Annotated in this window: 30 protein-coding genes and 1 pseudogene (1 of these 31 cut by a window edge); 16 read left to right on the forward strand and 15 right to left on the reverse strand. The window is 69.7% G+C overall.

The window, feature by feature from the left end; genetic code table 11:
* The 6 genes from HPT28_RS09270 to HPT28_RS09295 form a co-directional block, all read left to right on the forward strand.
* Positions 1 to 365: the end of a hypothetical protein gene (locus HPT28_RS09270; RefSeq protein ID WP_219090485.1), read on the forward strand. The gene continues 1,210 nt to the left of window position 1, outside the view; the window shows 365 of its 1,575 coding nt (coding positions 1,211-1,575); the start codon falls outside the window, past its left edge; it ends in the stop codon at positions 363 to 365.
* Positions 362 to 553 carry a hypothetical protein gene (locus HPT28_RS09275; RefSeq protein WP_219090486.1) on the forward strand — a complete coding sequence of 64 codons (192 nt, stop codon included), beginning with the start codon at positions 362 to 364 and terminating at the stop codon, positions 551 to 553. Before HPT28_RS09270 ends, HPT28_RS09275 begins: the two co-directional genes overlap by 4 nt.
* Positions 554 to 1,039: 486 nt before the next feature.
* On the forward strand, positions 1,040 to 1,489 hold the full coding sequence (locus HPT28_RS26730; RefSeq protein WP_306824597.1) for a hypothetical protein: 450 nt from the start codon (positions 1,040 to 1,042) through the stop codon (positions 1,487 to 1,489).
* Positions 1,486 to 3,228: a relaxase/mobilization nuclease domain-containing protein gene (locus HPT28_RS09285; RefSeq protein ID WP_219090487.1), complete on the forward strand. Its 1,743-nt coding sequence runs from the start codon at positions 1,486 to 1,488 to the stop codon at positions 3,226 to 3,228. The genes HPT28_RS26730 and HPT28_RS09285 overlap by 4 nt, the downstream gene beginning before the upstream one ends.
* 169 nt (positions 3,229 to 3,397) lie before the next feature.
* Complete coding sequence (locus tag HPT28_RS09290) at positions 3,398 to 3,841, forward strand: hypothetical protein (RefSeq protein ID WP_219090488.1); 444 nt, start codon at positions 3,398 to 3,400, stop codon at positions 3,839 to 3,841.
* Positions 3,842 to 3,922: 81 nt separating this feature from the next.
* Entirely contained in the window at positions 3,923 to 4,609 is a 687-nt protein-coding gene (locus tag HPT28_RS09295) for a hypothetical protein (protein WP_219090489.1), read from the forward strand.
* 119 nt (positions 4,610 to 4,728) lie between these two features.
* Here the strand turns inward: HPT28_RS09295 and HPT28_RS09300 are convergent, their stop codons facing one another.
* From HPT28_RS09300 to HPT28_RS09315, 4 genes are all read right to left on the reverse strand, one after another.
* A complete protein-coding gene (locus HPT28_RS09300) occupies positions 4,729 to 5,547 on the reverse strand; it encodes a DUF317 domain-containing protein (RefSeq protein WP_219090490.1) in 819 nt (272 codons plus the stop codon).
* 13 nt (positions 5,548 to 5,560) lie between these two features.
* Positions 5,561 to 5,836: a hypothetical protein gene (locus HPT28_RS09305; protein ID WP_219090588.1), complete on the reverse strand. Its 276-nt coding sequence runs from the start codon at positions 5,834 to 5,836 to the stop codon at positions 5,561 to 5,563.
* Between the two features lie 111 nt (positions 5,837 to 5,947).
* A complete protein-coding gene (locus HPT28_RS09310) occupies positions 5,948 to 6,307 on the reverse strand; it encodes a DUF317 domain-containing protein (RefSeq protein WP_219090491.1) in 360 nt (119 codons plus the stop codon).
* 186 nt (positions 6,308 to 6,493) lie between these two features.
* Entirely contained in the window at positions 6,494 to 6,646 is a 153-nt protein-coding gene (locus HPT28_RS09315; RefSeq protein ID WP_219090492.1) for a hypothetical protein, read from the reverse strand.
* A gap of 143 nt (positions 6,647 to 6,789) precedes the next feature.
* Here HPT28_RS09315 and HPT28_RS09320 point away from each other — a divergent pair, with 143 nt between their 5' ends.
* Positions 6,790 to 6,936, forward strand: a complete 147-nt coding sequence (locus tag HPT28_RS09320; protein WP_219090493.1) for a hypothetical protein — start codon at positions 6,790 to 6,792, stop codon at positions 6,934 to 6,936.
* A 113-nt stretch (positions 6,937 to 7,049) separates the two neighbouring features.
* Here the strand turns inward: HPT28_RS09320 and HPT28_RS09325 are convergent, their stop codons facing one another.
* The 4 genes from HPT28_RS09325 to HPT28_RS27615 all read right to left on the reverse strand — a co-directional run bounded on the left by HPT28_RS09325 (position 7,050) and on the right by HPT28_RS27615 (position 10,703).
* Positions 7,050 to 7,817, reverse strand: coding sequence for a hypothetical protein (locus HPT28_RS09325; RefSeq protein WP_219090494.1), 768 nt, complete (start codon positions 7,815 to 7,817; stop codon positions 7,050 to 7,052).
* Positions 7,818 to 7,832: 15 nt separating this feature from the next.
* Positions 7,833 to 8,354, reverse strand: coding sequence for a hypothetical protein (locus tag HPT28_RS09330; RefSeq protein ID WP_219090495.1), 522 nt, complete (start codon positions 8,352 to 8,354; stop codon positions 7,833 to 7,835).
* Complete coding sequence (locus tag HPT28_RS09335) at positions 8,351 to 9,328, reverse strand: DUF6192 family protein (protein WP_219090496.1); 978 nt, start codon at positions 9,326 to 9,328, stop codon at positions 8,351 to 8,353. The genes HPT28_RS09330 and HPT28_RS09335 overlap by 4 nt, the downstream gene beginning before the upstream one ends.
* Positions 9,329 to 10,211: 883 nt before the next feature.
* Positions 10,212 to 10,703, reverse strand: coding sequence for a hypothetical protein (locus tag HPT28_RS27615; protein WP_219090497.1), 492 nt, complete (start codon positions 10,701 to 10,703; stop codon positions 10,212 to 10,214).
* A gap of 169 nt (positions 10,704 to 10,872) precedes the next feature.
* Between HPT28_RS27615 and HPT28_RS27620 the strand changes: the two genes are divergently transcribed.
* From HPT28_RS27620 to HPT28_RS09380, 8 genes are all read left to right on the forward strand, one after another.
* A complete protein-coding gene (locus tag HPT28_RS27620) occupies positions 10,873 to 11,481 on the forward strand; it encodes a 7-carboxy-7-deazaguanine synthase QueE (RefSeq protein ID WP_219090498.1) in 609 nt (202 codons plus the stop codon).
* A 79-nt stretch (positions 11,482 to 11,560) separates the two neighbouring features.
* A complete protein-coding gene (locus HPT28_RS09350) occupies positions 11,561 to 11,809 on the forward strand; it encodes a hypothetical protein (protein ID WP_219090499.1) in 249 nt (82 codons plus the stop codon).
* A gap of 86 nt (positions 11,810 to 11,895) precedes the next feature.
* A complete protein-coding gene (locus HPT28_RS09355) occupies positions 11,896 to 12,777 on the forward strand; it encodes an endonuclease/exonuclease/phosphatase family protein (protein ID WP_219090500.1) in 882 nt (293 codons plus the stop codon).
* A 318-nt stretch (positions 12,778 to 13,095) separates the two neighbouring features.
* On the forward strand, positions 13,096 to 13,725 hold the full coding sequence (locus HPT28_RS09360) for a 2'-5' RNA ligase family protein (RefSeq protein WP_219090501.1): 630 nt from the start codon (positions 13,096 to 13,098) through the stop codon (positions 13,723 to 13,725).
* Positions 13,722 to 14,417 (forward strand): hypothetical protein, encoded by a 696-nt coding sequence (locus HPT28_RS09365; RefSeq protein ID WP_219090502.1) that lies wholly within the window; start codon positions 13,722 to 13,724, stop codon positions 14,415 to 14,417. Before HPT28_RS09360 ends, HPT28_RS09365 begins: the two co-directional genes overlap by 4 nt.
* Before the next feature lie 143 nt (positions 14,418 to 14,560).
* Complete coding sequence (locus tag HPT28_RS09370; RefSeq protein ID WP_219090503.1) at positions 14,561 to 15,511, forward strand: hypothetical protein; 951 nt, start codon at positions 14,561 to 14,563, stop codon at positions 15,509 to 15,511.
* A 361-nt stretch (positions 15,512 to 15,872) separates the two neighbouring features.
* On the forward strand, positions 15,873 to 17,147 hold the full coding sequence (locus tag HPT28_RS09375) for a glycosyltransferase family 4 protein (RefSeq protein WP_219090504.1): 1,275 nt from the start codon (positions 15,873 to 15,875) through the stop codon (positions 17,145 to 17,147).
* Positions 17,148 to 17,248: 101 nt separating this feature from the next.
* Positions 17,249 to 17,785, forward strand: a complete 537-nt coding sequence (locus tag HPT28_RS09380; protein WP_219090505.1) for an NUDIX domain-containing protein — start codon at positions 17,249 to 17,251, stop codon at positions 17,783 to 17,785.
* Between the two features lie 58 nt (positions 17,786 to 17,843).
* Here HPT28_RS09380 and HPT28_RS09385 read toward each other — a convergent pair whose 3' ends face one another.
* Complete coding sequence (locus HPT28_RS09385; protein WP_219090506.1) at positions 17,844 to 19,049, reverse strand: hypothetical protein; 1,206 nt, start codon at positions 19,047 to 19,049, stop codon at positions 17,844 to 17,846.
* A gap of 194 nt (positions 19,050 to 19,243) precedes the next feature.
* On the opposite strand from HPT28_RS09385, the gene HPT28_RS09390 reads away from it, so the two are divergent.
* Entirely contained in the window at positions 19,244 to 19,552 is a 309-nt protein-coding gene (locus tag HPT28_RS09390) for a hypothetical protein (RefSeq protein WP_219090507.1), read from the forward strand.
* Between the two features lie 313 nt (positions 19,553 to 19,865).
* Here HPT28_RS09390 and HPT28_RS09395 read toward each other — a convergent pair whose 3' ends face one another.
* The 6 genes and pseudogenes from HPT28_RS09395 to HPT28_RS09420 form a co-directional block, all read right to left on the reverse strand.
* Complete coding sequence (locus HPT28_RS09395; RefSeq protein ID WP_308119141.1) at positions 19,866 to 20,912, reverse strand: SpaA isopeptide-forming pilin-related protein; 1,047 nt, start codon at positions 20,910 to 20,912, stop codon at positions 19,866 to 19,868.
* 35 nt (positions 20,913 to 20,947) lie between these two features.
* A complete protein-coding gene (locus HPT28_RS09400; protein WP_219090509.1) occupies positions 20,948 to 21,445 on the reverse strand; it encodes a hypothetical protein in 498 nt (165 codons plus the stop codon).
* Between the two features lie 18 nt (positions 21,446 to 21,463).
* A complete protein-coding gene (locus HPT28_RS09405; RefSeq protein WP_219090510.1) occupies positions 21,464 to 22,333 on the reverse strand; it encodes a DUF317 domain-containing protein in 870 nt (289 codons plus the stop codon).
* Positions 22,330 to 23,528 (reverse strand): annotated as a pseudogene (locus HPT28_RS09410) (acetyl-CoA carboxylase biotin carboxylase subunit family protein). Before HPT28_RS09410 ends, HPT28_RS09405 begins: the two are co-directional and overlap by 4 nt.
* Before the next feature lie 91 nt (positions 23,529 to 23,619).
* Positions 23,620 to 23,940 carry a hypothetical protein gene (locus HPT28_RS09415; protein WP_219090511.1) on the reverse strand — a complete coding sequence of 107 codons (321 nt, stop codon included), beginning with the start codon at positions 23,938 to 23,940 and terminating at the stop codon, positions 23,620 to 23,622.
* Positions 23,941 to 23,970: 30 nt separating this feature from the next.
* Positions 23,971 to 25,101: an MFS transporter gene (locus HPT28_RS09420; RefSeq protein ID WP_219090589.1), complete on the reverse strand. Its 1,131-nt coding sequence runs from the start codon at positions 25,099 to 25,101 to the stop codon at positions 23,971 to 23,973.
* Between the last annotated feature and the right edge of the window lie 69 nt (positions 25,102 to 25,170).

Raw genomic sequence — 25,170 nt, forward strand, 5'->3', positions numbered from 1 at the left:
ACCGGGGACCGAGCAGTACGGACTCGGGGACCGAACCCACCGGGGACCGGGGACACAAGGTTCCCCTTCGGCGGAAGCCCACCTCGAAGGCCAAGGGCAAAGGTAAGCGCGGCCGATCCCGGAACGCACAGCCGCAGCGTGCGCCGCGCGAGCCGGAGCTGTCCGTGGACCACCTTGTCGAGCAGGTCCGCCCCCACGTACCCGCCCTGCTTGAACGGGACGGCAACGAGGCCGTCACCCGAGTCCAGCTACGGGAGATCCTCCGCCGCGAGGGACTCAAGGGCGGCCGAAACGACCGGCTGAGCCTCGTCCTCCAGCAACTACGGAGCGAGGGCAGCGCCACGAGAACAAGGAGCACCGGATGAAGACCTGCCCCCGATTCGCGACCCTCCGTGAGGAGTACGAGCGGGAGATCGGCTTCCTGAGCGCCCACTCCGAGCGGCACGCCGGCAGGCCGTCGGCGAAGTCCAGCGCGAAGCACGCCGCCTCGACGAAGGCGCGGATGGCGCGGGCGCTCAGCGGCCATGTTGGGCGCTGCCCCGAGTGCGGCTGACCGTAAGGCAGCAGGTAAGCGCCCATCTCCCGGTGGCCCGGCTCCGTTCCGGGCCACCGCCCCTCTCCAGGAGGAACCTGTGGGGCCCCGTCCCAACCGCTGCTCCAAGCCCACGGCAGCCGAGGCCGACGCCTGGGCTGAGGTCCTGGTCCGCTGTGGGCTCCTGCATGCCGCAGTCCGCGTTCCGAACGGCCAATGGCTTATCCAGCACAGAGCCGATAGCCCCGTGCACGTCCTCACCGGGCCGGCCGACATCGTCGAGCTGGCCGCCACCATTCAGCACCGTATCCGCTCGGCGAGGCCCCGAACCCGATGACGAACTCGAACGAAGACCGTCACGCCCCCACTCCTTCCGTCGACTGCAACTCGGTCTGGGAGCGAGCAAGTTGGGGCGGAAGTAGTACTTCCGCCAAGTCCGCCCCTGAAGGGGCGGGAGAGGACCTGCACCGGGGGGCGCAGGTCCTGGGGGCTTCGACCGAGGGCGGATTGAAGCCGGAGGAGGAGCGCAAGCCGAATCGTCGACCTCGTGAGCGTCCTGCCTGTCAGCGTCCTCGTCAGCCGCCCGAAAAGAAGCGCCGCCACCTGCGTACGACCCGCTTCAACGACGCCGAGTACGCCCTGATCGTTTCCGCCGCCGCTCAGTGCAACCTGACCGTCGGCGGCTTCCTCGCCCGTGCTGCGCTTGCTGCGGCCGGAGATCTCGACCGAACGAACGCCGAGATCGCCACCGAACGCGATGTGCTGACCGCCCTGTTCGACAGCCGGCGCAAGCTCGGCTGGGCTGGCAGCAACCTCAACCAGGTGACGAAGGCCCTCAACGCCGGTGCCGATGCCGCCATCCCTCAGCTGGAGGCAAGCCTCGTGGCCGTGCGGCGGGCCGCCGACGCGGTGCACGCCGCCGCGACCGCCGTCCTCGAACACCAGCAGGCAGCATGATCCCGAGCGTCAACCCGCCCGGCGAACGGACCATCGGCCTGCTCGCCTACCTCTACGGCCCCGGCAAGCATGAGGAACACGTCGACCCCCACCTCGTCGCCTCCTTCGACGGCATGGCCCCCGACCCCGGCCGCGACCCGAACGCCACCCTCAAGCACCTCCAGCAGCTTCTCGACCAGCCCGTGATGGCCCTCGCCGAGCACGCTCGTCCGGCCAAGCACGTGTGGCACACCTCCGTCCGCGCCGACCCGAGAGACCGGACCCTGTCCGACGAGGAGTGGGCCGCCATCGCCCGCCGTATCGTCGCCGCCGCCGGTATCGACCCGGGTGACGGACAGCCCGGCTGCCGCTGGGCAGCCGTACGGCACGCGGACGACCACATCCACATCGTCGCCACCCTCGTGCGGGAGGACGGCCGTCGTCCCGACGACTACCGCTCCGGCGCCCGCGCCCAGGCCGAAGCCCGGCTCATCGAGAAGGAACTCGGGCTCCACGAGGTCGCGCCCGGGGACGGCACAGCCGCTCAGCGGCCCACCAGCGCCGAACGCCACAAGGCGACACGCCAGGGACGGGAGCGCACCGCCCGCGAGGAACTGCGTGAGACAGTGCGGCGGGCGGTGGCTGGCGCGACTAGCGAGAAGGAGTTCTTCGACCGGCTCGCCGGTGCCGGCCTTCTCATCCGCAAGCGCGCCGCGCCCTCCGGGGACCTCCTGGGCTACAAGGTCGCCCTGCCCGACGACAAAAACAAGGACGGCGAGCCGGTGTTCTACCCTGGCGCGCGCCTCGCCCCCGACCTCTCGCTGCCGCGCATCCGGGAGCGCTGGTCCGGCGACGCCCAGAACAACCCGGCTCCCCGGCAAGAGGACGCCGGTCGTGCGGAGCCGGTCACTCCGGCCGCTGCCCGCCGCAGGACAGCATCGGCCGCGTGGCAGGCCCTGCTCGTCGTCGAACACGGCGACGACGCGGTCGCCGCCGCCCACATCGCCGCAGCCGGCGAGATCCTGGACGCCCTCGCGAAAACGTCCGCCGCCCACACCCGCCGGGAACTGCGCGATGCCGCAACGGCCTTCGAACGGGCCTCGCGCTCCCACGTCCGCGCCGTACACGGACACGACCGGGCCCTGCGTCAGGCCGCCCGCGACCTCGTTCACGGCGGTCCCGCCCTTGGACGAGGTGAGGATGGCGCGAGCACTGCTATGGCGATCGACATGCTGTTCTTCCTGGTCACGGCATCCGTGCACTGGCACGCGAAGAAGGGCCACGCGCAGCAGGCCGCCGCCGCTCGCCAGGCCGCCGAGCACCTGCGCTCCGCCTACCAAGTAGCCGCCGCCCAGCCCCTCGGCGTGCTCTACCAGCGAGGCCGGCGTCTGAGCCGCCCCTTGCTCCAGCGGCAGACGGTGGTGCTGCGCGAGGCGTTGCCCGGGCTGGCCGAGCAGATCCTCGCCGAGCCCGGCTGGTACGCCCTGGCCGCGGCCATCGCGGACGCCGAAGCCGCCGGCCACGACACGGCCACGCTCCTGTCCGACGCGGTCGAGCGCCGCGAACTGGATACCGCGGAGTCGGTCAGCGACGTGCTGGTGTGGCGGATGCGGCGGATGGCCGACCTGCCCGCCGATGCCTCGGAACTGCCGGCGAACGGCACCATAGGTGGCCCGTCCACCACACGCAGGGCGACATCCCGGCCCTCTGCATCTGACCGACGTCGCCGCGGGGAGGGCCCAGTTGGCAAGACCCGGTAAACCCTTCAAGTGCCGGACCACGGTGTCAGCACACCGCCAAGAGAGGGGACTCCGCCACGACCGTCTGGCCTCATCTTCGAAGGTGACTGTTGGCTTTGTGAATTGAAGCTCCCGGTGGCCTAGGGCACGATCATGACGCGAGCAGGTCGAGGCAGGGGAGGACGTCAGGGTGTTTCACCGGATACGCCGCCGGGTGGCGAAGCCCAGCGAAGCGCAGCGCCGATTCTTCGAGCTGTCGGCGCAGCTGCAGGACCAGGTCCCGCCAGGACTCGGGGGGCCGCCGGCCGAGCCGGAGCGCAGTGAGCCGACCGTAGCGGTGGACGACTTCCTTCCGCCGGGGCTACGGGTGCCCAGCCACGATCAGCTCGACGGCAGGATGATGCCCTGGATGCACCCGCTCGTCCTCGACGGCGAGATGGTCGCTTGCTTCGAGTGCGGCGCGTACCGGGACTGGCTCATCCTCTCCACCCGCGACCAGATCTGGCTGCGCTGCCGCGAAGGGCACCAGCAGCAGGAGACCCGCCTCGACACCGCCTGGTACAACCGGAGCTCCGGGCCAGCCGACGCGACGCATGCCACGTTCGAGGACTGCCTGCGCCACCTAGGCCACTGAACCCCACTCCTACACAACCCTGTCGGGCTCCGGGGCCCGCACTGACCACCCGCCACCTAGCACCAAGGGGCCAGTTCCGTCATGCGCGTTCGCGTCGCCACCACCGCCCTCGGCATCACCATCGCTCTTCTCGCCGTGCCCGCCTGCTCGACGGGCACGAAACCTGACGCCGCCCCCTCCGCCCGCGCCGAGAAACCGGCCGACGCCGCCCAGAGGACTGCCTTGCTCTCGTCGGCCGCGTTGGAGACGCGCCTGCTTGACGAGAGCGATCTCGGCAGCGGCTACCTGCGCAAGCCAGAGCAGCCCACCCAGCACGACGACGTCACCGTAGTCGGCTGCCCGGCGCTGAACGAGCTGGGCGGCGACGCAGCGACCGGCGGCACGCTCGCCTTCCCACACAAGGCGAAGGCCACCTTCACCCATGGCAGCAGTAGCTCCGAGGTCTCCGAGGAGCTGTACAGCGACAGCGCGAAGAAGCTGTCTGACGGCATGAGCCGGATCTTCGACGCCATGACCGGCTGCCCGAGCTATCAGGTCGTCGCGGGCGGGACCCCGATCGACATGGGCTCGCAGAAGCTGACCCCGCGCCACGACCTCGGTGACGAGCAGTGGAGCCAGCTTCTGACGTTCTCCGTCGGAGGACGGAGCACCGTGATGAAGCAGACCGCGATCCGCGACGGCAGTCTGCTGCTGATCGTCTCCGGCTCACCGGCCCTCGTCGACCGCCACCTCGACAAGGCGCTTGCCAAGGCCACGGCGACGAGCTGACCGGCCCCGACACACGGATGCCCCGACCCTGACGGTCGGGGCATCCGTGCAAGAAGCCCGGCCCTCCCCTCGGGAGAGGCCGGGCTGTATGCGTCGGGCAAAGGGGCGACTGCCCGGCGCTAGATGACCGGCGCACGAAGGAGCCGGTCCTGGGTGGCCTCGGGCAGGACCCGCCGCAGGACCGGTGCCGTCGAGCTGACGGAGGCGGCGAAGGCGGCGACGAGGTCGTGCGGGACGCTCGCGCTGAAGGACGCCACCCACAGGCACGGCGCGCCGAGCACGGGCTCGCACCACGCCTGCCACCCAGCCGGTCCCGCCTCATCGGCCTCGATGGTCAGGGCGCGCGGGTCGCCGTCCTGGATGAGGGGCGGCACCTCGCCGAGGCTGAGATGCGAGGTGAACGTCGGGTCCGTCGCTGCTGCCTGGGGCTGGTCGAGGTCGCGGAGCCATCCGTGTGCGGCGACGGAATCCAGGACCAGCTCGGGGTCGGCGAGCGGCACAGCGGACTGGTCGCGGGCGTCGAGCGAGACCAGGAAGTCGGCCACGGCCTCGCACGGGACGCCGGGGGTGAAGTAGGCCGACCACTGAGCGAGCGGACTCCTCGAGTCCGCGCGGGCAGAGATCTGCCAGGCGATCGGCAGGTCCCCCAGGTAGAACGGCTCGTCGGCCAGGCTCCACTGGGCCCACCGGAGGGTGTCGGGGCTGATGTGCAGCACGGTGCTGCGTAGGACCTGGCGGTCCTCGTCTGCTTCGCCCGGCTCGTGGCGACCCCGGACGATGGTCAGGCTCGTCCAGCCTAGGCCGCTGAGAGTGTCGGCGACGGTGTCGTAGAGGCGCTTGTCGTCGCCGGCCAAGTGCCGGGGGCCGACCCATGCGGGCTGAACGCCGGGCGGGGTGGACGGGTCGAGCGGGGATTCGGGGTACAGCGGCGCCTCCAAGGGCTCGATACTTCTACTTGTGGCCAGCACTGCGGCGGGACCGGCGTGGGGGTGCCTGGACGGGGCCCTGCCAGGCCAGGACGACGGCGACCTCGGGCGGCAGATGGCCGAGCTGCGTGTTCTCGTCGCGGTCCTCGGCGAGGTAGACGACGGTCCTGCCGGTCTCGTCCACGGACTGCATGACCTGCGCCAGGCGGTGCGCCATCGGGAAGAACGGGTTCATGGCCTGGCGGACCGGAGCGTCCCGGTCGCAACCTGACAGCAGGTCGATGAGATCGCCGACGGTCATCTCCGGGGTCACAAAAGCCTCCTGGGGGTGAAGAAAACGGTGAGCAATGGAACCGGCCGACAGTCAGCCGGCCGCCTTCTGCGCGATGACTCCTGGGGTCCGCCTGCGCGGTCACACGCGACGCGAGGTCTCCAACACGCGCGCCACGGCGGCGGCCACGATCTCGGCCGGCGTCTCGGTGTCGAACGACAAGTGGTAGCCGCGCACCTTGGCCGTGCCGGTGACGGAGATCCTCCATCCCTCGCCGTCGGTGCCGGGACGGCCGAGCGGAAACCACCCGAGGTAGAAACGGCCGTCCTTGGAGTTGACATGCACGTCCGCGCGGTCGTCAACGACGAGGTTGAAGTCGTTGGGCGAAAACTGGTCCATCACGAGCGCGGGCTGGCCCGGGCCGAGCTGCCACTCACGCAGGCGAATGGCATCGGCGGTAGTGGAGAATCCGGGGCTCAGGGGAACAACAGTCAGGGCCATCACCTCTCTGACCTGGCACTTTCCTGGAGGGTCGTCTACGTTGACATGCCCCGCCCCCGTTGGCCAGTCTTCCGTGGATTTTCCCTGTCTGCCGCAGGCGAACTGGTTCCTCTGACAACCAATCCAGCCGTCTTGCCACTCAACCAAGACGCCGGGGGCGATAGTTTGTGCCCATGCCTTACTCGTCTAGGGCGCGATGAGCGGCGGCCAGATGCTGGGGGAGGTACACGTCGTCATCGAGGAGGCGACGTACTCGCCGCGGGCGGCGGCCAGGGCGGTGTTGCGGGAGTGGCTGACCGCCGCGCCGAGGATGCTCCAGGCCGCCGGGGTACCGGACAACAGTCCGCGCCAAGCTCCTTGATCGTCTCGCCGCAGGGGACCACCTCACCGAGGTATGCCAGGACCTGGAGATCACACAGCAACAGGTCCACGGCAACCGGGCCTAGGCCCCCGGCTGGGCCGAACAACTGGACGCCGCACTCATGGCCGGCCGTGACCCCGAGCTCGCCCACGGGAGCAAGAGCGCCTACCGGTTCGGCCACTGCCGCTGCCCGGAGTGCCGGGAGGCCAAGGCCGCTCCACCGCTGCCGTGGCGGCAGCGCAGCCAGCCTGTCAGCACCCGTCGGTAGGCTGCGCGCCCGGAACTCTGCCCCGGCCAGGGCCAGGCTGCGCACCGGTGTGCGCTGGCTGGACACGCACTGCCACACGCCGCTGACCCGACGTCGGTCGTCGTCTGGGTTCGTCACGTCACCTTGCGGGCGCCGGTTCGGGCGGCGGCCGCTGCGCGGTCGAGAAGGAAGGTGCGGAGTTGTTCCCGGTTCATCGTTGAGTAGCCGCGTCGGCCGCAGCGTGCGGCGATGTGCCGGAGTTGCTCGCGGGTGAGGGTGTCGAGGTAGGCGGCCACGCACTGCCGCGCCATGGGCGATATGGGTCGGCGCGTGGACGTGTTGGGTGGCAGGCTCTCCGCCTCCGTCAGGGCCGCCACGGCCTGGCGGCCCAGGGTGTGCGCCGCGGTTGTGTGCGCGTCCGAGGAGAAGGCGACAGCGGACTCCAGGGCTTGGTCCGAAGGAGACGTTCCGTCGGTGCCGTGGTCGGCGAACTTGGCGTTGAGGAGGTTGGCCGCCGCCATCGCGGCGTTCGCGGCGGCGTCGAGCAGCTCGTCGGGATGTGATGCGAAGGTGCTGCTCTCCGAGGCGGTGCGGATCAGGCGCAGCGACAGCAGCCGCCACAGGAGTTCCTCGCCCTCGGCCCGCTGGTCCACCGTCATGGCCCGGTAGCCGCTGACAAGGGCGGCCAGGCCATCCGGTGGTTCAAGGCCGGGGTCGGCGCGGACAGCGGCGTCCAGTTCCACCTTGGCCAGCAGGATGCCCAGCAGCAGGGCGGCGTCTTCCTCCCTCGCGCCGCGCGGACGCAGCGCGGGATCGGCTCGGGGAGCGGCGCCCAGGGCCTCCAGGGCCCGGTGCAGTGTCCGGGCGCTGGCCGGTCCTGGGGCCGGCTGCCGTCGGGGCATGCCGGGTCCTCGGCGTCACCGGCTGGCGCGGCTTCGGCGGCGTGTGCGGGTCTTGACGGGCTTGGGAAGCTGCGCGCTGGAACTGCGCATCCTCTCCGAGACGCGCAGCATGTGGCCGATGTCGTCCTGGTACATGGACAGCACTTCGTACCTGTTCACATCGGAGCCCAGCGGGTTGATCCAGCCGGTCAGCAGGCGCCGCAGCTCGGTGTCGATGCGCCGCAGCCGCCAGGTGACGTTCTCGGCGATCTTGGCCGGGTCGGTGGTGATCATGTAGCCGCCGCGGTAGGCGAGGAACGCCTTGCCGTGCTCCATGGTCAGGTGGTCGCGCACGTACCCCTTCAAGCGCTCGAACTGGCTGTCGCTGGCATGGATGCGGGAAATGATCACTTCCCGGGGCACCAGGACGTCTTCGCCCTGGTCCTCCATGACGTGCCAGGCGACCTCGGCCAGGTGCTGAGTGGGCACCGGTGCCGCGCGCTGGGTGGGCGGAGCGGTCCGCCCGGTCGTTCCCTTAGCCGTCTTGCGGGCGGTCATGGCAGTTCATCGCCTTCGTCCAAGATCCGGGCCAGTTCCTCGTCCATGGTCTTGTCGCCCGTGGTCACCACGGTGTCGCACCAGTCCAGCGCAGCCCGGATGCGCCGGTGGTTGTCCAAGATCGCCCGGACCTCGCGCTCGGTGAACTCGGCGACGTGCAGGTCCGGTATGGCGTGCTGGAGCTCGACCAGGAAGCTCGTTCCCATGCCCAGCAGCTCCAGCACCTCACGCGAGGCGCGGGTGTAGTCCACCGCCGGCTCGCGCTGCTGCAGCGCGTCCTGGGTGGCGGGCTCCTCCTCCACGGCATCCTCAAGGATGCCCTCATCCTCTGCCGCGGGTTCCTCCTCGTCGACGCGCGTGTACGCGGCCTGCCACCGCGCCTGTTCGGCCTGCTGACGCTGCTCTTGGTGGGCCCGGTACAAGATCCGCTTGTTGGCGGGGTTGTCCATCACCTTCGCGGCCACGTCCGGCCGGCGGATCAGCTCTCCCACGGCGTCGACCGCGTTCTCCTCCTGCCGCAGCAGGACCCGGACCCGGTCGAGCTTCTCGCCCTTGGTGAGCTGGCGGTGCGGCAGGCGTCCGGCGTGCCGCAGCGCCATGTCCTCAGTCCAGCGGTCAGCGCCGCCGGGCGGGTTCTGGATCACCTCGAAGCGGTCCTCCAGCGCGTCCAGGGCGCGGTGGATGGACCAGGAGACACCAGGCTGGCGGTGCTGCTTGGGCCATGCGTGCGCGACGTGCCGGTAGCCGAGCAGGGTGTGCACGTTGATGCCGATGAGGTCGGCGTAGCGGTCCATGACGCGGAAGACGCCGCTGTCGCGGGCCCCGCTGGCGACCATCTTCAAGGAGATGTCGCCCAGCTTGAACTGGATCTGGCTCTCCTCCTCGACCAGGTCACGGCCCTGGCGTACGTACCGGGCCCACTGCCGGTCGGAGAACTGGTCCGGGAAGGGGCTGGGGATCTTCTGAGTCGGCATGGCATCTCCCGGGCGGGGAAAACGGGAGCGGGCCAAGAATGAAACCCCAGGTCACGGGGCCGACCACGCCCGCTGCACCTCTTCATACCTGCGCAATTCCCCCGAAAGCAGATGCTTTCATCCTACTACCGCTGCCGTCCCGGGGTCCCGCTGTGCATCATCACGGGGCCCGGTCCGCCGGTGAGCCGGGCGGCTGGGAAAATGGCGGGTCGGTCCGGTCGACGGCCAGGAGGCAGGACTGCGCTGCCGCGTCGGCGAGTGGCTCACTCGGTTCAGCGCAAAGCGGCGCCCGACCGGGACGAGCTGATCGCGACCGTGACCGCCATGCTCGCGGCCGCGCTGCACGCGACCGCGATCGAACAGGGCCTGGATACCCCCGACGGGGCCCGGCTGCGTTCCGCTCCAGCCGGCGGTCCAACTCGTCACCGCCCCGGACCTGGATGTCCTGCAACAGGCTGTCCCCGAGGACGACGTCATCTGGCCTCAGGCCCCCGAACTCCTGGGGCGCCTCCTCACCACCAAGGACCCGGACGGGCTCGCCGTTCAGGATGCGGTAACTGCGCTGACGAACCGCGTGATCCGGGCCCACGCCGAGCACGGCGAGACGGTCGGTGAGCGGCTGCGCACCATCCCCACTCTGCAGCAGGCGCTCGAGCGCCTCACATCTCTCCCGTATCCGGTGGACGAGAGTGGCGCACCGCCCGCGGCGCAGCCAGCCGACTGTCCCTCACGCGAAGCACACCGCCGGGCGGCCGAATCACTCAAGGCCCACCACCGGGTCCAGCAGATCACTGGGGATGTCCATCCAGCCCTGAGCCGTGAACTGCTGCTGGTACGCGCTGCGTTGCACGACCGGACGGTTCTCGCGTTCGCCGACTACGCCTCACCCGAGCAGCAGGAGAACGCCCACACCACGGCGCAGGCCCTGCGGGAGCAGGACGCGCAAAGCGGCCTGTGGCGTGGAGAAATTCCGCCCACGGACAGCCGGTGGGACGACGCCCCGCACCGGTATGTCCGCCAGGAGTACACCGCCTATCTGTCTCGCACCACGGCCGGGCGGCAGACCCCCGCGGGCTCCGGGCACGGGCAGGTGACATCCGTCCACGTGATCGAGGTCTCCGCGCACCACATCATGCCGGCACAGCTCAGGAATCACCCCTGCGGGCAGGGCCGGCACCACCGGCATGACTACCGCATCCGGATCGAGGTCCTCGCGCCGCTTGATCTCCTCACTGAGGACGCCGCAGCCCGGCTGCGCACGGCGGCCGCCGCTCTGGAGCGAGCGGAAGGCCCGTTGCGCGGAAAGGACCTGGACCGGCTCGACGGAGGTGTTGAAGCCGGAACGGACGAGCGGTGGCTGGCCGGGTGGGTGCACCAGTGGGTGGGCACTCAGCTCCCCCGGGCCTGGCGGACTACCTCCTGGCCGAGGTCGAGGCCACCGACCTGGAGACGATCCCGGCCGTGCACCTCGGCAAGGCCCGGTAAGCCTCCGTCTCCCGGGGCAGACCAGCTCATTCTCAGTCCGGCGTACGAGGGGAGCACAGGTGCTCAAGATCAGCCAATTATTCGGACCCACCATCCAAGGGGAAGGCAGTGCCGCAGGCCGGCACTGCCTGTTCGTGCGGGTCTTCGACTGCAACCTGGAATGTACGTTCTGCGACACCGCGTACACGTGGGCAGTCACCGATGAGAAGGCGGCGAAGACCCGCAGTGGACGCCGCTACGATCGGGACGACCCGGCGTACGGCCTGAAGCTCATGGAGCCTGTCGATGTCCTCGCCGGTCTACGGAAGTTGTGGGACATCCAGACGCGTTCGACCATCATCGTGGTATCTGGAGGAGAGCCGATGATGCAGCAGCAGGCCCTGTTCCCCGTGCTGCAGCAACTGCGTGACTGGGGCAACGAGGTGCACATCGAGACGGCGAGCAGTGGAAACCGGCTTTCCAAGCGGTACAAGCCGACGGTCCTCGCGGCACTTCACGCCACGGACGTGCCGGTGCCGGTGCAACGCGTGATGGTGATGCCGGAAGGCTCCGACGGGCCCACGAACATCACCACAGCCCAGCAGATCGCGGACGCCGCCCTGTCACGGGGTTACGGCCTCTCCCTCCGTAGCCACGTCCTCCTATGGAGCGACGATCCGGACCGCTGAGCAGCCTCGAAGCGCATCGCGGCGGACGGCTCGCTCGATCCGACGATGACAGATTCGCTGGAGGAAGGGGAACCATACGGTGCTGCACCGCAACGAGCCATTCGGCGACTTCCGATACCCGGCGGTCCCATCAGCCCGCAGCCGCGAGGGAACCCACGACCTGCTTGACATCGAGACCGCCCGCTTCGACCGCGCCGAGGCCGCCCTCCATGCCGAACTGGATGCGGGCTGGCCGCCCTTCCGCGACAACGCACGCTTCGCCGACCGCCGCATCGCCGAGTTGGAGGCCCAGCTCCTGGAGAAGGAGGGCATCGTGCCCCAGCGATAGGCACGGGTCCGCGCCGGGCCCCCGGTGCCGCCCCCGCCGACAGACACAATCCCTACGACTCGCACCGTGCACCAGAAAGGGTAGGCATGCAACTGACAGTAGTCATACAGAACTTGGGGATGGGCGGCCTCCAGGACGGCGACGGCAACCCGCAGGACCGATGGCCCCAGCTGGCGCAGCGGATCAACGGGGCCGCGGAGCGCGTCGACGTCGTCCTGCTGTGCGAGGCGGCGGGATGGGACCGCTACGGCCACAAGCAGCTCGCCCGCGCCATGGCCGACCTGGATCTCGACACAGCCCCTCTGCCCCCGTCACGAAGCGGCATCGGCACCGCGCTGCTCTACCGCAGAGAGGTTCTGGGCCGTTGGGTCCGCCACAACGCCGACTTCGGCCTCGAAGTTCTGCACGGCATTGCCGTGACCAGCTTCGAGATCCCCGGCCTCCCGGCACCCCTGAGCTTCATGCCGGTCCACTTCACGCCCATGTCCGCAGAGCAAGCGCTCATCGAAGCCAACTACGCCGCCACCCGCTGCTACAAGTACGGGCCGTTCGCGGTCCTCGGCGGGGACATCAACTACGCGCCGGCCTCATCCAGGCATCCGCTCCCAGACTTCTCCGAGATGAGGCCGTACAACCTGGGGTCGCGCACCCTTCTGCCCGACAGCGACTTCGAGGTGACCACGCCCCCCGAACCCGACCGCCGCGTGGCACGCAAACTCGCCCAGAACGGATACGTCGACGTCGCCTGGCACCTGTTCGAGAAGTCACAGAGGAAGGACACGGCGCTGATCGCGCCGACCGGAACGGACGACCGGATCGACCAGGCGTGGGTTTCCGGCCCGCTGGCGGGGGCTGTCTCCGACTACCGTCTACTCAACGAGCCGAAGGACGCCAGCGACCACCACGGCCTCGTATCCCGCATCGACACCGGCGCCATCGACACCGCTGCGACCTGGACCTACCGCTAAGGCGTGTTGCAACAAGACTTTCGCGAGGGGCAGTCCGCCGCAACCGGTGAGTTCGAGAAAGGGGTGTGGCCCGCCGGGCTAGGACTTCGTCTTGGTCAGCCCTCCGCTCGCCCCCGCGTCACCGACGACACCGTCCACATGGAGCCTGTAGACCAGGGACTTTCCGACCACGCCGCGGTCAGCGTCACCCTCGACCTCGCCGGCCTGGCTTGGGTGACCTAAGCCTGCGGCCGGAGGGAGTCGTCGTCGGGGAGGCGTGAGCTCTGGATTTGGTCGAACACGGCTCGGGGATCCGGCCTGCCAGGTAGCGTGTTGGACATGGACGACTTCTTCGCGAGGGTGCGCACGCGCAATGCCTCCTGGCCCGCCGGAAGAGCGGATCTGCACTGGCACATCCTCTTCCCGGCCGATGTCGTCGAAGACCGACTCGTGGGCCCGTACCGAAAGCTGACCAGCGGCCCCGGCCTCGCGCGGGTGGAGGCCCGGTGGCTGCACACCACGCTGATGCACGGCGGCCCGATCACCGAATACCGACCCGGCGAGATCGACGAGATCACCGCCCGGGTCGCGAAGGAGTGCGTCTCCATCACCCCGTTCGAGCTGACCTACGGCCGGCCGTCGGTTGGGAATGTGGCCATTGAGCTGACGGCATGGCCCGGAGAGCGTTCCAGGCGCCTGTGGGAGCTGACCACGAGGATCGATGCTGAAGTCACCGGCGGGCGCTTTCCGGTGATTCCGGCGGCGCACTATCCACATGCCTCACTCGCTTACGCGGACGCCGAGGCGGCAAAGGCGGACAGGACTGCCTTGAAGGTGGCGCTGTCCGACCTTCCTGGCGAGCCGGTTACGCTCCCGGTGACCAGCATCAGCTTGGTCGCTCAGTCGCACGACAACCGGCACATCACCTGGGAGCACCTGGCTACGGTCCCTCTCGGGGAACGCCGATGACGGCTCCCGGCAACGCCCCGACGCCGACCCGCGACGAGGCATCGCGCACCCACCTCCGGGTCCACGAGGAGTTCCTGACGGCGAACCCGCAGGCTCTGCAGACCGCGCCCGGCTCCCAGGCAGACGTGTGGTGTCACGAGTTCCTGCCGCAGGAGGTGTGGCGAGAGTCTGCAGCCGTGCACGAAGCAACACATGCGGTCCTGACCCGTCTGGTGGGCATGACCCCCACCCGGGTCGCCCTGGCCAGGAGTCGCGACGAGGTCGCCGGCGGAACCTACAGCTCCACCGGCACCGCAGACGCCCAGCAATTCGTCGTCGTCTGCGTCGGCGCCGGACCGTTCCCGGCGGCCCGGCTACAGAAGGCGGGATACAGCCACCCCGAGCTGGAGAAGTGCATCCGCCAGTTCTGCGCATCCGGTGACCTCGCGAACGCCCAGTCGTATGTCACCAGCGGCTATGTCGCCGACATCGATCAGGCCATCCGCGACAGCATCCGGCTCCTGGCCGACCCCTCTGCCGAGCGCGCCGTCGATGCCCTCACCCGCGCCCTTCTGGCCGCAGAATCCCTCGGGGAGGGCGAGATCGCCGCCATCCTGGACCCGCACAGCCTGACCCATGACCGAGCGGGAGTGTGGGTGCCGCGACGGCGGCTGCCCATCGTGGCCGCCATCAGTCCGTCACGGGCTCTCTAGGCCGGACCGCCGCGGGCCGATGCCCGGTCCACTCGGCAGGCGTGTCTTTCGGGGCTGCCGAGCCGTCGGTAGCCGTCGAGGGAGGCGGCCCGGGCCGTACTGTTTCCCCATTCTATCTATGTCGCCAGTAGATAATCGGCAGTATGGAAGCCATGTCTGACATCCCGACGACGAAGTACCCTGTTCAGGGCGCATACGACCTTGGCCTGGAGATGAGCCTGCTGCTCCCCTCCTCCGCGCCGGCCTCCTGGAGCGCCGCGGTCCATGAAGCAGCTCGCCTCCTCGTTGACCAGCGCTGGGATCGGGAGAGCTACCCCGCCGCCGACCTGTCCACGCTGTCCCTGCTCCTGTTCGCCCGCACGTACACCGGCGATCGCCTGCCCCGGGACGTGCCGATCGCTGAACTGCGCGAGGCTCTCGATGAGCCAGCAGACCGAGAGCCTCGCATTGTCGACGAGATCGACCGAGCCCTGGCCGAGAGCGGTCAGGGATACGATCCCGCCACGCGGAACACACCGCTATGGAACATCTTCAACTCGGCCCACGACCAGTACGTCGGCCGTCTCGGCGTGAGCGCGCTGGCCGACGATGTCGAGCCTCCCCGCCCTGGCCCGTCCCCCATGCGAGCTGCGGCCGCCCGGCTCTCCCGTCTGTTCGCCGATTTCCCGAGCCAGGCCCACGGCCAGGTGAACGCACCGCAGGTCGCCTCTGGCCCCCTCGTCGTCGCCGCCGATCGGGTCCAGATCGTGACCGCCACGAGCATGAGGGGGCTCCGCTGTGTGCACAACGACGAGGCGCGCACCGTGCGCGTAGACGGCCCCGAGGCCACCCACGAATGCGATCAGGGGCACGTCACGACTGACTGGGAGCTTGACGCTGCTCGGGTGAGGATGGCGGTCGCTCGGGCAACGGGCGCTCAGCCGTTCACGCAGGGGAGGCATCAGCTCCAGGAACTACTGATCGCGTCAACGGACCTTCCCCGGCACAGCGATCCGAAGCAGGACAACGTGTTCCTGAGAGAACCCAAGCACCCGATCGTCGGACGTGGCGACATCATCCAGCGGATCAAAGACCTGATCGACCGTCGGCGCTGACGGCGAAGTCGGCGAAGACGGCCAGCTGGCTTCCGGCCAGCGGACGCGAAGTGAAGACATCGACGAGGTCGTAGCGCACGTGAACCTCCCTTTGTGTGCTGGCTACACGGCACCGCCCCCAGGCTCATACGCGTTGTGGTTAGGCGCTCGCCACTGTTGGCGGCACGATCCAATCCTTCGAATGGATCCCGGCCATATGAGCTGGTCTCGCCACATTAGTTGTGGTGTCTGATGAGGTTGATCTCACGGCGTAAGCGCACGCCGGATGACATGGGATGCCCGCGAGATGTTTCGACGGAGCGGGTGAAGGCGAGCTTTTCGTCACTGCCTGGGTTCGGCCGCCGGGAGTCCGATCACCGGCGTGACGGCAGCCAGCAGCACGGCGGAGATGAGGGGGGCGAAGGTGTTTTCGGTGTGGTTCGTGGTTCCGGAGTCGGTGGCCGATCCGGCCAATCCCAGCGGAGGGAACCGCTACGACCTCGAGGTGGAACGGGCACTGGCGGAGTGCGGCTGGCAGCTCCAGATGTGCCTGATGGCGGGGGATTGGCCCCGGCCGACCGAGGATCACCAGAGCGCGCTCGCGGAAGTGCTGGGCGCGATGCCGGACGGCGCCACTGTCATGATCGACGGCCTGATTGGCTGTGCGGCCCCACAGATCCTTGAGTCGGAGGGGCGGCGGCTGCGGGTCGTTGTGCTCGTACATATGCCGCTCGCCGACGAGATCGGACTTGACCCCGCGGTGGGGCGGGCTCTGGAAGCGTCCGAAGCACGGGCGCTGCGGTGCGCGACGACCGTCATCGCGACCAGCCTGCACACCGCCTCCCAGCTTCTTGGGCGGTACGGACTTGAGCGGGAGAAAGTCCACGTCGCCGCCCCCGGAGTCCATCTGCCCCAGCAGGCCGTGGACGCGGGTGGGGAGCGGCTCGTGCTCGACGTGGAGACGGTGACCGACCTCGACGATAAGGCGTTGGTCACCGCCCAGGCGAAGCTTGCCCGCTCCACGGGTGGGCGGTGGTTGTCTGTCGGCGCCGTCACACCGGTCAAGGGCCACGACCGGCTGGTATCCGCCCTCGCGCCGCTCGCTGATGATCCCCGCTGGGAGCTGCGGATCGTCGGCCCCACGCACCGTGATCCCGGACACGTCGCCACCTTGCTGAGCCTTATCGACGAAGCCGGGCTCGCCGACAGGATCACGCTCACCGGGCCACTCCACGGCACAGATCTCGAGACCGCCTACCGGTGGGCCAACCTCCTCCTGCATCCCTCACGGCGCGAAGCCTTCGGCATGGCGATCACAGAATCACTGTCGTACGGCACTCCCGTATTCACCCACTACACCGGCGGAATGCCCGACGCGCTCGGCACCATCCCCGACCGTGTCACCCCCACCGGCGGGCGCCCGCGCCGCCACCCCGGCCGGCTCCTGGACTGGGACACCAGCGCATGGACCTCCGCGCTACGTGAGTGGCTCGACGACACCGACCTCCAGGAGGAACTCCGCGATAACGCCCGACAACGCCGCCACACCCTGCGCACCTGGAACCACACAGCCTTGGAGACCATTTCCGCGCTCTGCGGTGACCCCGCCCACGTCTTCCCGCCACGTCGGCCAACCATGCCCGAGCCTTGGGCCTGAGCCAGCCACGGCTGGGGTGATCGGGGAACCGCCGCCAGCGTCGCCACCTACGGTGGGCCCGTCCGCCAGGGATCTACAGAAGGGGCGAGGAGGGCGAGGACATGACTTGGGCGATGACGGGCCGGGAGATCCTGCACCAAGGCCAGTTCGTGAAGAAGGTGCTGCGTGACACCGTGGTCCAGCCGGACGGCGCTACGGGCATCTACGAGCACATCGAGGTCTCCGACGGCGTCCGCGTCGTGGCGCTCGATGAGCAGCGCCGGGTTCTGATGGTGGAGGACGACTTCTACCTCCAGCGTCGCCGCTGCCTCCTCCTGCCCGGCGGCGGCGCTGACGGCCAGGAGCCCCTGGACGCAGCCAAGCGAGAGCTGGCCGAGGAGACCGGGTACAAGGCCGAGAGCTGGTCCCTCCTCAGCGTGGTTGACCCGCTCCCGGCGATCACAGCCGCTCGCACCTACCTCTTTCTCGCCACGGGTCTGCGTCCCGGCACCGAACGCCGGGACAGCACCGAGATCAACATGGCCACGGGCTGGTGGGACCTCGCCTCCGTGATCGACGCTGTCCGCGCTGGCCGTGTGACTGAGGCGTGCTCCGCGACAGCTCTCCTCCTGGCCGCGCTCGAACTTCGTACGTCCTGACCCGCTATACGGCTCGGGCCGGTGGCGGTGAGCACGGCGGCTGGCGAGGTGTTGCTCGTCACCTGCTGCGGCGGACCTGTGATCGGTCGCGCTGCTTGGCGAGGAACCGGAGCCAGGCCACGGTGGCCCCGGCAGCTGCCACGGCCGCGACCGCCACCACAGCGCGCCTCGAACCGGTGCTGGGCCCGACGAGCTGCCCGAGTAGCGCGGACAGGAGCACGATCGGCAGGGCCGCAGCCGCCCACTTCACCGCGAGCCACCTGCTCGGCAAGCCCGTTGACGGCCGGACTTCTTCTCCGCCATCCCGGCCCGCCTCCGTCCCGGGCCCGTTCTCGACGGCCTTCGGGGGCCGAGCGAGCCGGTGGTGGTCGTGGATCGCCATACGGCGCTGCCGGTACTGCTCGAGCAGCAGGCCGTGGCTGCCCCGGCTGCCGTGGGCTGGGAGGAGGTGCAGGGCATCGTCGATCGCAGTGCCGGCTTCCTCGTAGTTGCCGGAGAGCTGGTGGCCGATGGCCAGCCAGTAATGCATCCCGTGATCGTCGGGGTATTCGGCGATCGCCTGCCGGGCGTGCTCGACCAGGACCTCGCCCTGCCCGGGGAAGGGCCTGGAGTTGGCGAGCCCGTTGAGGCAGACGTCCACCGCCGCCCGACCGCGGCTGGGATGCGTCCATGCCTCCCGCATCAGGTCAAGGGCGTGGTCGGGAGTGTAGGTGCGGTCGCCGAACGCGGCCATACTCCGCAAGGCGGTGAGCACCGGCTCCGTACGCCGGTGGGCGGCGGCCTGGGCGAGCCGACTGTAGGCGAGCAGCCGGTACAGCTGTCGGAAAGCGAAGTTCGTGCGGAGTTTCCCGGCCTGGTACAAGCAGGCGAAGTAGGCGACGTCAGCCGCCTGCTCGCCGCGCTGCTCAATCTGTACGGTCACCGCCTCCACGGCCGTGTCGGTGTCCACGCTGTCGGACGTCACGAACCCGAAACCAAGACCCCACCTCTCCTCGATCATCCGCCGGTGCTCGGGCTCGGCGTGCTCGGCGAGCCACAGAGCGCACTGGACAGCGGTGTCGAGGCTGGGCTCGGCGAGGAAGCGGCGCCGCCAGTAGCGGTCGGCACAGATCAGAAACGCGTCAGTGGCGAAGTCCGAGGAGATGACGAAGTCGGGCGTCGTGCCCGTGGCGATCAGTTCTGCGGCCACCTCCTCACAGACCCGGTCGAGAGCACGGAGGTCCGACCGTGGAGCGCTGCTGAGCCGTCTGGCTATCTCACTCACGCCCCGATCCTTTCACCCATCCCCTCAGTGCACCCAGCGGACGCTGCTGTCCCCTTGAGATCAAATGCGGCGTTGTCCGAGATCGCCTCCACCGCTCGGAACGCCCGCAGGGCTTGTGTCAGGATCTGGCCATGAGTCTGGGACCTGAGGGCATGCGGGAACTGCGGACGCGGGCTGAGGCCCTGAGAGCAGAGATGGACAGCGGACAGTGGACGCCGGGCCGATCCGACCTGAAGGCACTCAAGATGCTGGGCCCCCGCGAAGGCACGGAGATTCCCCAGGAAGCGATCGGCGACATGCTGGCCACGCTGGACGTCCATCATCTGAACCGGATGGATGGTCGTCTGGTCGCACTGCTCGTCGACTCGGGAGCCGCACAGGACCTACCGAGTGTTGCGGCGCTACCGGAGGCTCAGGAAGCACTGCGCGTCGTGGCAGATCTCGTCCGCGCTGTAGCCGGGCAGGACGCGAAGGCCCCTTGGTGGAGACGCCCGGCTCAGTAAGGCGGGAGCATCGGCTCGCCAGCGATACGACGCACCGTGTTCATCGGCGCGTACGTCGTGAGCTCGGCCTTCACCTGCGGCCAGTCCACTGGGTCGTCGCCCCTGTGAGGGCGCAGCGGGTCACGTCGCGCTCGGCGAACGTGCCCTCCGCGCATCGGGGCGGTGGCGCCGCCCACCACCATCTCCCACCCCTCCACGAGCCCGTGCTCGCACTTGGCAGCCTCCGGCACCGCTGAGTAGAACTCAACGGGCTGCACTGGCCAACGGTGTCAGAGCTTCCCGGGGGCCTGCCCCGCGAGGAGTGGTCGCTGGGTCAGCGGGTCTCGCCAGTGCCGTCCGGCCCGGGCTCGGCCGCCGTGCGGCGGCGGGTGGCGACAACGGTGCTGATGCCGACGGCGACGAGGAGGCCGGCGCCACCGACGAGCCACGGGGTGGTGTCGGCGCCGGTGTGGGCGAGGGAGTCGGCTGGAGCCTTCGACGTCGTGTCGTCGCCCGCGTCTGCTGCGGGGGCGAGCGAGGAGTCGGCGTCCGGCGTGCCGGTGCCCGCCGGGGTGGGCTTCGGCCCACCGGTGCCTCCCTCGCTCGGCTTGTCCGCGGGTGTGGAGGGGGTGTCGGTGGGCTTATCCGTCGGCTTCCCCGACGGATCGGGCCTGGGCGTGGCTGGGGTCTTGGCGTTGGTGACGGTCACGGTGACCGGGGCGCCGGGGCCGGCGGTGAATGTCTTGGTCGGCTTGTAGAGGTCGTAGCCCTCGGGTGCCTTGATCTGCTTGACCCAGAACTCCGTCTTCCGGCTGGATACAGGGAGTTCGCCGGATGCTGTGCCCTTGGGGCCGGTCGTGAGGGTGAGCAGGGTCTTGTCGCCGCTGCCGATGTTCACTGTGGAACCGGCCAGGAGCTTGCCGGTGTTGTTGTCCTTGGCCTTCAAGACGACCTGCGCAGCCTTGAACGGGTCGGTGAGCGTTAGGTGGGCGGTGGCACCGGGGGTGACGATGATGTCCTGGTCGTCGATGACGTCGTGCAGAGGGCTGCCGCTGGAAGTCTCCTTGAGCCGGTACACGCCCGGAGGGAGGTCGGGGAAGGTCAGCTTCCCCTGGGCGTCGGTCTTCCCGCGTCCGGCCTCCTGCCCGGCGGTGTCCAGGAGGAGGAACGAGGCTCCTGCGAGGGGGTCGCCGGCCGGGTCCTTCTTGGTGATGGCGACAGCCCCCGCGTCGGGTGCGGGGGTCTCGGAGGGAGCTGCGGAGGCGGAGGGCGTCGGCTCGGCCGACTGGGCAGTGGCGGTCGGCGTCCAGGTGAGGGTGCCGGTCACCGCAGCGGCGAGGGCAGCGGATCGGACGGCGCCGCGGATGATACGAGCTTGCACGAGAAAGGGGCTCCTTGATTCAGGTGGTGGGGAGGTCATCGGGACCGGCCGGGACCAGGGCCAGGGCCCGGAGGAGGCGGGAGGTTCTTGCGGGTGATGCGGCCCGCAGCGCGTCCCGGGACGGACCCTGTCCAAGCACCGGGGAACCAGACGGCGGTGTACTGCTCGATGGCGTCGCGCAACCCGCTGGTGAGGGCACCTTCCCACGGCACCCAGTCGGGTCGGTCGCGGAACTCCTGGAATGTGCCGTACCCCGACTCCTGGGGTGTGCGGCCGAGTGTCGCGTCGCGATGGTTGAAGGTCTTATGGTCATCGAACCGCAGGACGGCCGCGTCGAGTTCCCCCTGCTCTGGGTGAATGGTGGCGACTCGCAGGCCGTCGTACTCGTTGGCGCGGATAGTCCGGCAAAAGTCGATCCGCAGCCGCAGGGGACCGTCGGGAACGGGGGTGGCGTAGTAGGTGGTGCCCACTACGGCGCAGTCGGCGAAAGGGAGCCCCATCTGGTCGAAGAACTCGCGGGCGTACATTGACATGTGGCCTCCTTGTGCAGGTCAGTGGCGCGGACCGGGAAGGGCCTGCCGGCTGATGGTGCTCCAGCGCGGCACGCTGGAGGCGGGGAGCGCGGCCGGTCGGCGGGCGACGGCCCGTTGTACCTCGAGCGGGGTCGGGGCCGGCGGGCCTGGCGGGAGGATGGTGGTGAGCTGGGCCATGCCCTCGACGTAGCTGTGGGTGTCCTCCCGCCAGCGGGGCAGCGGGGCCGGATCGGAGACGCACTCGGTGACGGCTTGGAGCAGGGCAACGGGGGTGTTGGTGCTGGCGGTGGCATACCAGGCGGGGCGCTCGATTGAGGTTCCCGCCCACAGGCTCCAGCGGGCGTCACGGGTGGTCAGCTCGGCTTCCGGATCGAGGTCTCCGGTGGTGAACTCCAGACCCGCGTACCCGTCGGCGGACTGGACTGCAAACACGCCCCGGCGGGGGAGGTCGAACTGCCAGCCACGTTGGATGAGCGGCGCCACCGCGAGGAACGGATCGTGGTCTGTGTTCCTCGGGTCGGGCGCGGCGAGGTAGGCGTCCGGCCCTTGCTCGTAGGCCGTGGCGAGTGCGGCGGTGAAGGCGGCCACGAACTCGGTGGGGACGCGGTCGTTGAAGCAGACGCCCCACGTCGGCGGGCCGAACGGGTCCTTGTAGGCGTTGATGCGCCAGAGCCCGTCGTCCTCGCCTTCGGGCAGGTAGCCCAGGCGTACGCGCCGGTCGGGGGCGCTCACATACACGTTGCCGTCCTCGTCGTGCTGGAGTTCCCAGCCGAGTTCGAGAAGCGGGGCGAGGGCGGGGTCACCGATCCCGGTAGTGGAGGCGAGGTAGCGCGGGGAGACGTAGACGTCGCCGTCGATGTCGTGCCGCGGATCGAGTTGGGGGCTCATCGGCCCGCCCGTGTGGTTACGGTGATCTCGCCGGCGGCGGTGTCGAGGCGCTCGTTGACCTTGCCGGTGTCGCGGCCGGTGACGATGTAGAACCCGGCCCGGGCGGCGAACAGGTCGCCGTCGGGCGGTAGGAGGAGCGGGTCGCCGATCTCGCGGAGCCATTGCATCTGCCGCAGCCACGGGGTGTGGGCGGCGAACTGCTGGTTGATGTGCCGCTTGGTGAGTGTGCCGGAGTCGGCCGGGTAGAGCATGCGGATCCCGGCCGCCCTGCGACGAGTCGGGGTGAGGTCCGGTGCCCGGCCGCAGGCGATGTCGGCTGCTGCCTTCGGCAGATCGATGCCGGTGGCGAGATGGACGAGGTGGCCGATCATGTCCCCGGCGATGCCGCCGTTGACCTCGATGAGCCGGGGTCGGCCGCCCACGAGGCGCATCTCGACGTGGCTGACGCCGTTGGTGATCCCGAGCGCGTCAATCGCGGCCCGTGCGGCGGGAGCGACGGTGTCGAGGAGCGGGTCGGCGGCATCGACGGAGAGCGCCAGTTCCTCGAAGAACGGCGGGGCGCTGACGGTCTTGCGGGTCACCGCGACGACGGTGGTCTCGCCCCGGTAGGTGACGCACTCGACCGAGACCTCCGGCCCGTCGAGATACTCCTCGACCAGGACACTCGTGCTCTCAACGCCCGAACCGACGGCCCGGTGGGCTACCTCGTAGGCGGTGGGGAGCTGGTCGGGAGTGTCGGCGCGAATCACGCCGAGACTGGCTGCGTGCGCGGCGGGCTTCAGGACGACCGGGTAGCCGATTCGCTCGGCTGCGGCGTGCGCCTCCTGAAGGCTACGGACGTTCACGAGGCGGCCGATGGGACACCATGGCGGGCGAACAGCGTGCGCGCGGTGGCCTTGTTGCGGCAGGTCTGCATGACCTCGGGCGCGGTGGTGGGCAGTCCCAGCTGGCGGGCGAGGCGGGCAACCGGGACGAGGTACCACTCGGTCCAGGTGAGCACCCCGGCCAGGTCGTAGCGCTCGGCCAGCGTACGGCCGGCGGCAGACAGCGCGGCCTCGTCGGTCGGATCGGGCACGACCACGCAGTCCCGGATGTGCGGCACCTCCCACGACGGCTCCTCGCCGGTGATGAGGACCACGTCGTAGACGGCAGCCACGGATTCTAGGCAGTAGCCGCGGTATGCCTCGGCTTCCATATCGGCCGCGGCAACGACCAAGACGACGGGACGTTCGGACAAGAACAAGCTCCTCGGAGAGAGTGGGATGGTGGCCGGGAATGCATCGGTTTCACGGGCTTCGTCGGCGTCGGACCTCTATGGCGGCGGCCCACTGCGGGTGCTCGGCAAGCAGCCGCCTCGCATACAGGGCGGTGTAGTTGTTGTTGAGGCCCTTCACACCGTGCGGGTGGCGCCAGCGCAGGGCCTCAAACAGAGCCTTCATCCCGACCCGCTTCGCGCCTCCGGCGAGGCGCTGGGCAGCGAGTTGCTCCAGGGCCCGGTAGACCCAGGGGTGCTGGGCGTCGAAGGCGTGGAACTGCTCGCTGATCGTCGGGCTGTCCCGGTGCGTGAGCCCGAGGCCGGGCAGCCCGTCCTGCGTGGTGGGGGACATGAGCGGTGGGGATCCTCTCGTTCCGGGAGGTCAAGCCGGGCTTGCGGCCAAGGTGCGCAGCCGGGCGAAGGCGGTCGCGAGGCCGAGGGCCTGCACGAGGGCGGCGGCGGTGATGGCGTGCCCGAGCTGGGCGGGCGGGACGGCCGCGACGAGCAGGCCCGCGGCAGGGAAGGGCAGGAGAAGCAGCAAGATCGTGAGGCTGAGGGTGCTGCCGAAGACGTCGGGCGGGATCAGGTGGGAGCGCAGCGTGCGAAGGACGACGGTGAGGCCCCCTTCGCCTGCCATGAGGACGGCGATCAGCAGCAGGTAGCCGCGGTAGGTGTCGGCCTGGGCGACGGCCAGGGTTGCGCAGGCGGCGACGGCGGCTGCTGCGGCGCCGACCGGCCACAGGCCCCAGTGGTCGATGGCACGGCGGGTTGCGGTGATGGCGAGCAGGGAGGCGAGGGCCGCTGCGGACCAGATGAGTCCGGCGTCCGTGCTGGAGTGCCCCAGCTCGGTGACCACGATCACCGGCATGGCCGCCTGGAGAAGGGCGATGGCGCAGTTGGAGACGACGAGGCCGCCGACCAGCCAGGCGAGGGCAGGCCGCGAGCGCAGCGTTGCCCAGCCCGTCCGAAGCCCTCCCGGCGCCGCCGTGGCACCGGCCGGGGCAGCCTGCGGCCGGGCGCCGAGCGTGGCGGCGAGCAGGGAGAAGCCGGCGAGCGCCCCGAGCATTGCGGCCGGCCCTCCGTGCTCCAGCAGCAGGCCCGAGACCAGCGGCCCGGCGAGCATCGCCGTCTGGTCGATCCCCAGCAGGACGGACTGCACTCGGTGCGCTCGCGCTCCGGCTGTGCGGCTTGCCTCGCCGCCGGCGGTCTCGGCCGCGACGTAACTGAACTCGGTGACGACGCCGGTCACCGCAGCAAGCACCATCACCGTGACCGTTGCCGTCGGCTCCGCGGTGTCGAGAACCGTCAGTAGGAAAGCCGCGGCGAGGACGACCAAGGCCCGGATGACGCACGCGATACGGAAGACGCGGGCGGTGCCGTAGCGGTCTACTACCGTGCCGGCCACGGTGAACGCACCCAAGCGCGGCAGCCACTCCAGCGCGAACGCGAGCCCCGTCAACGTCGCCGAGCCGGTGGTCGCCAGGACGAGGAGGGGGATGCCGTAGGTGGTCATCGCGAACGCGGCGCCGTCGGCGCTTCGGGGCAGGTAGATGCCGCGTAGCAGGGTTGGGGCGGTGCGGCG

Source organism: Streptomyces sp. JJ38 (genome assembly GCF_019303475.1).
In the GTDB taxonomy this organism is placed as follows: domain Bacteria; phylum Actinomycetota; class Actinomycetes; order Streptomycetales; family Streptomycetaceae; genus Streptomyces.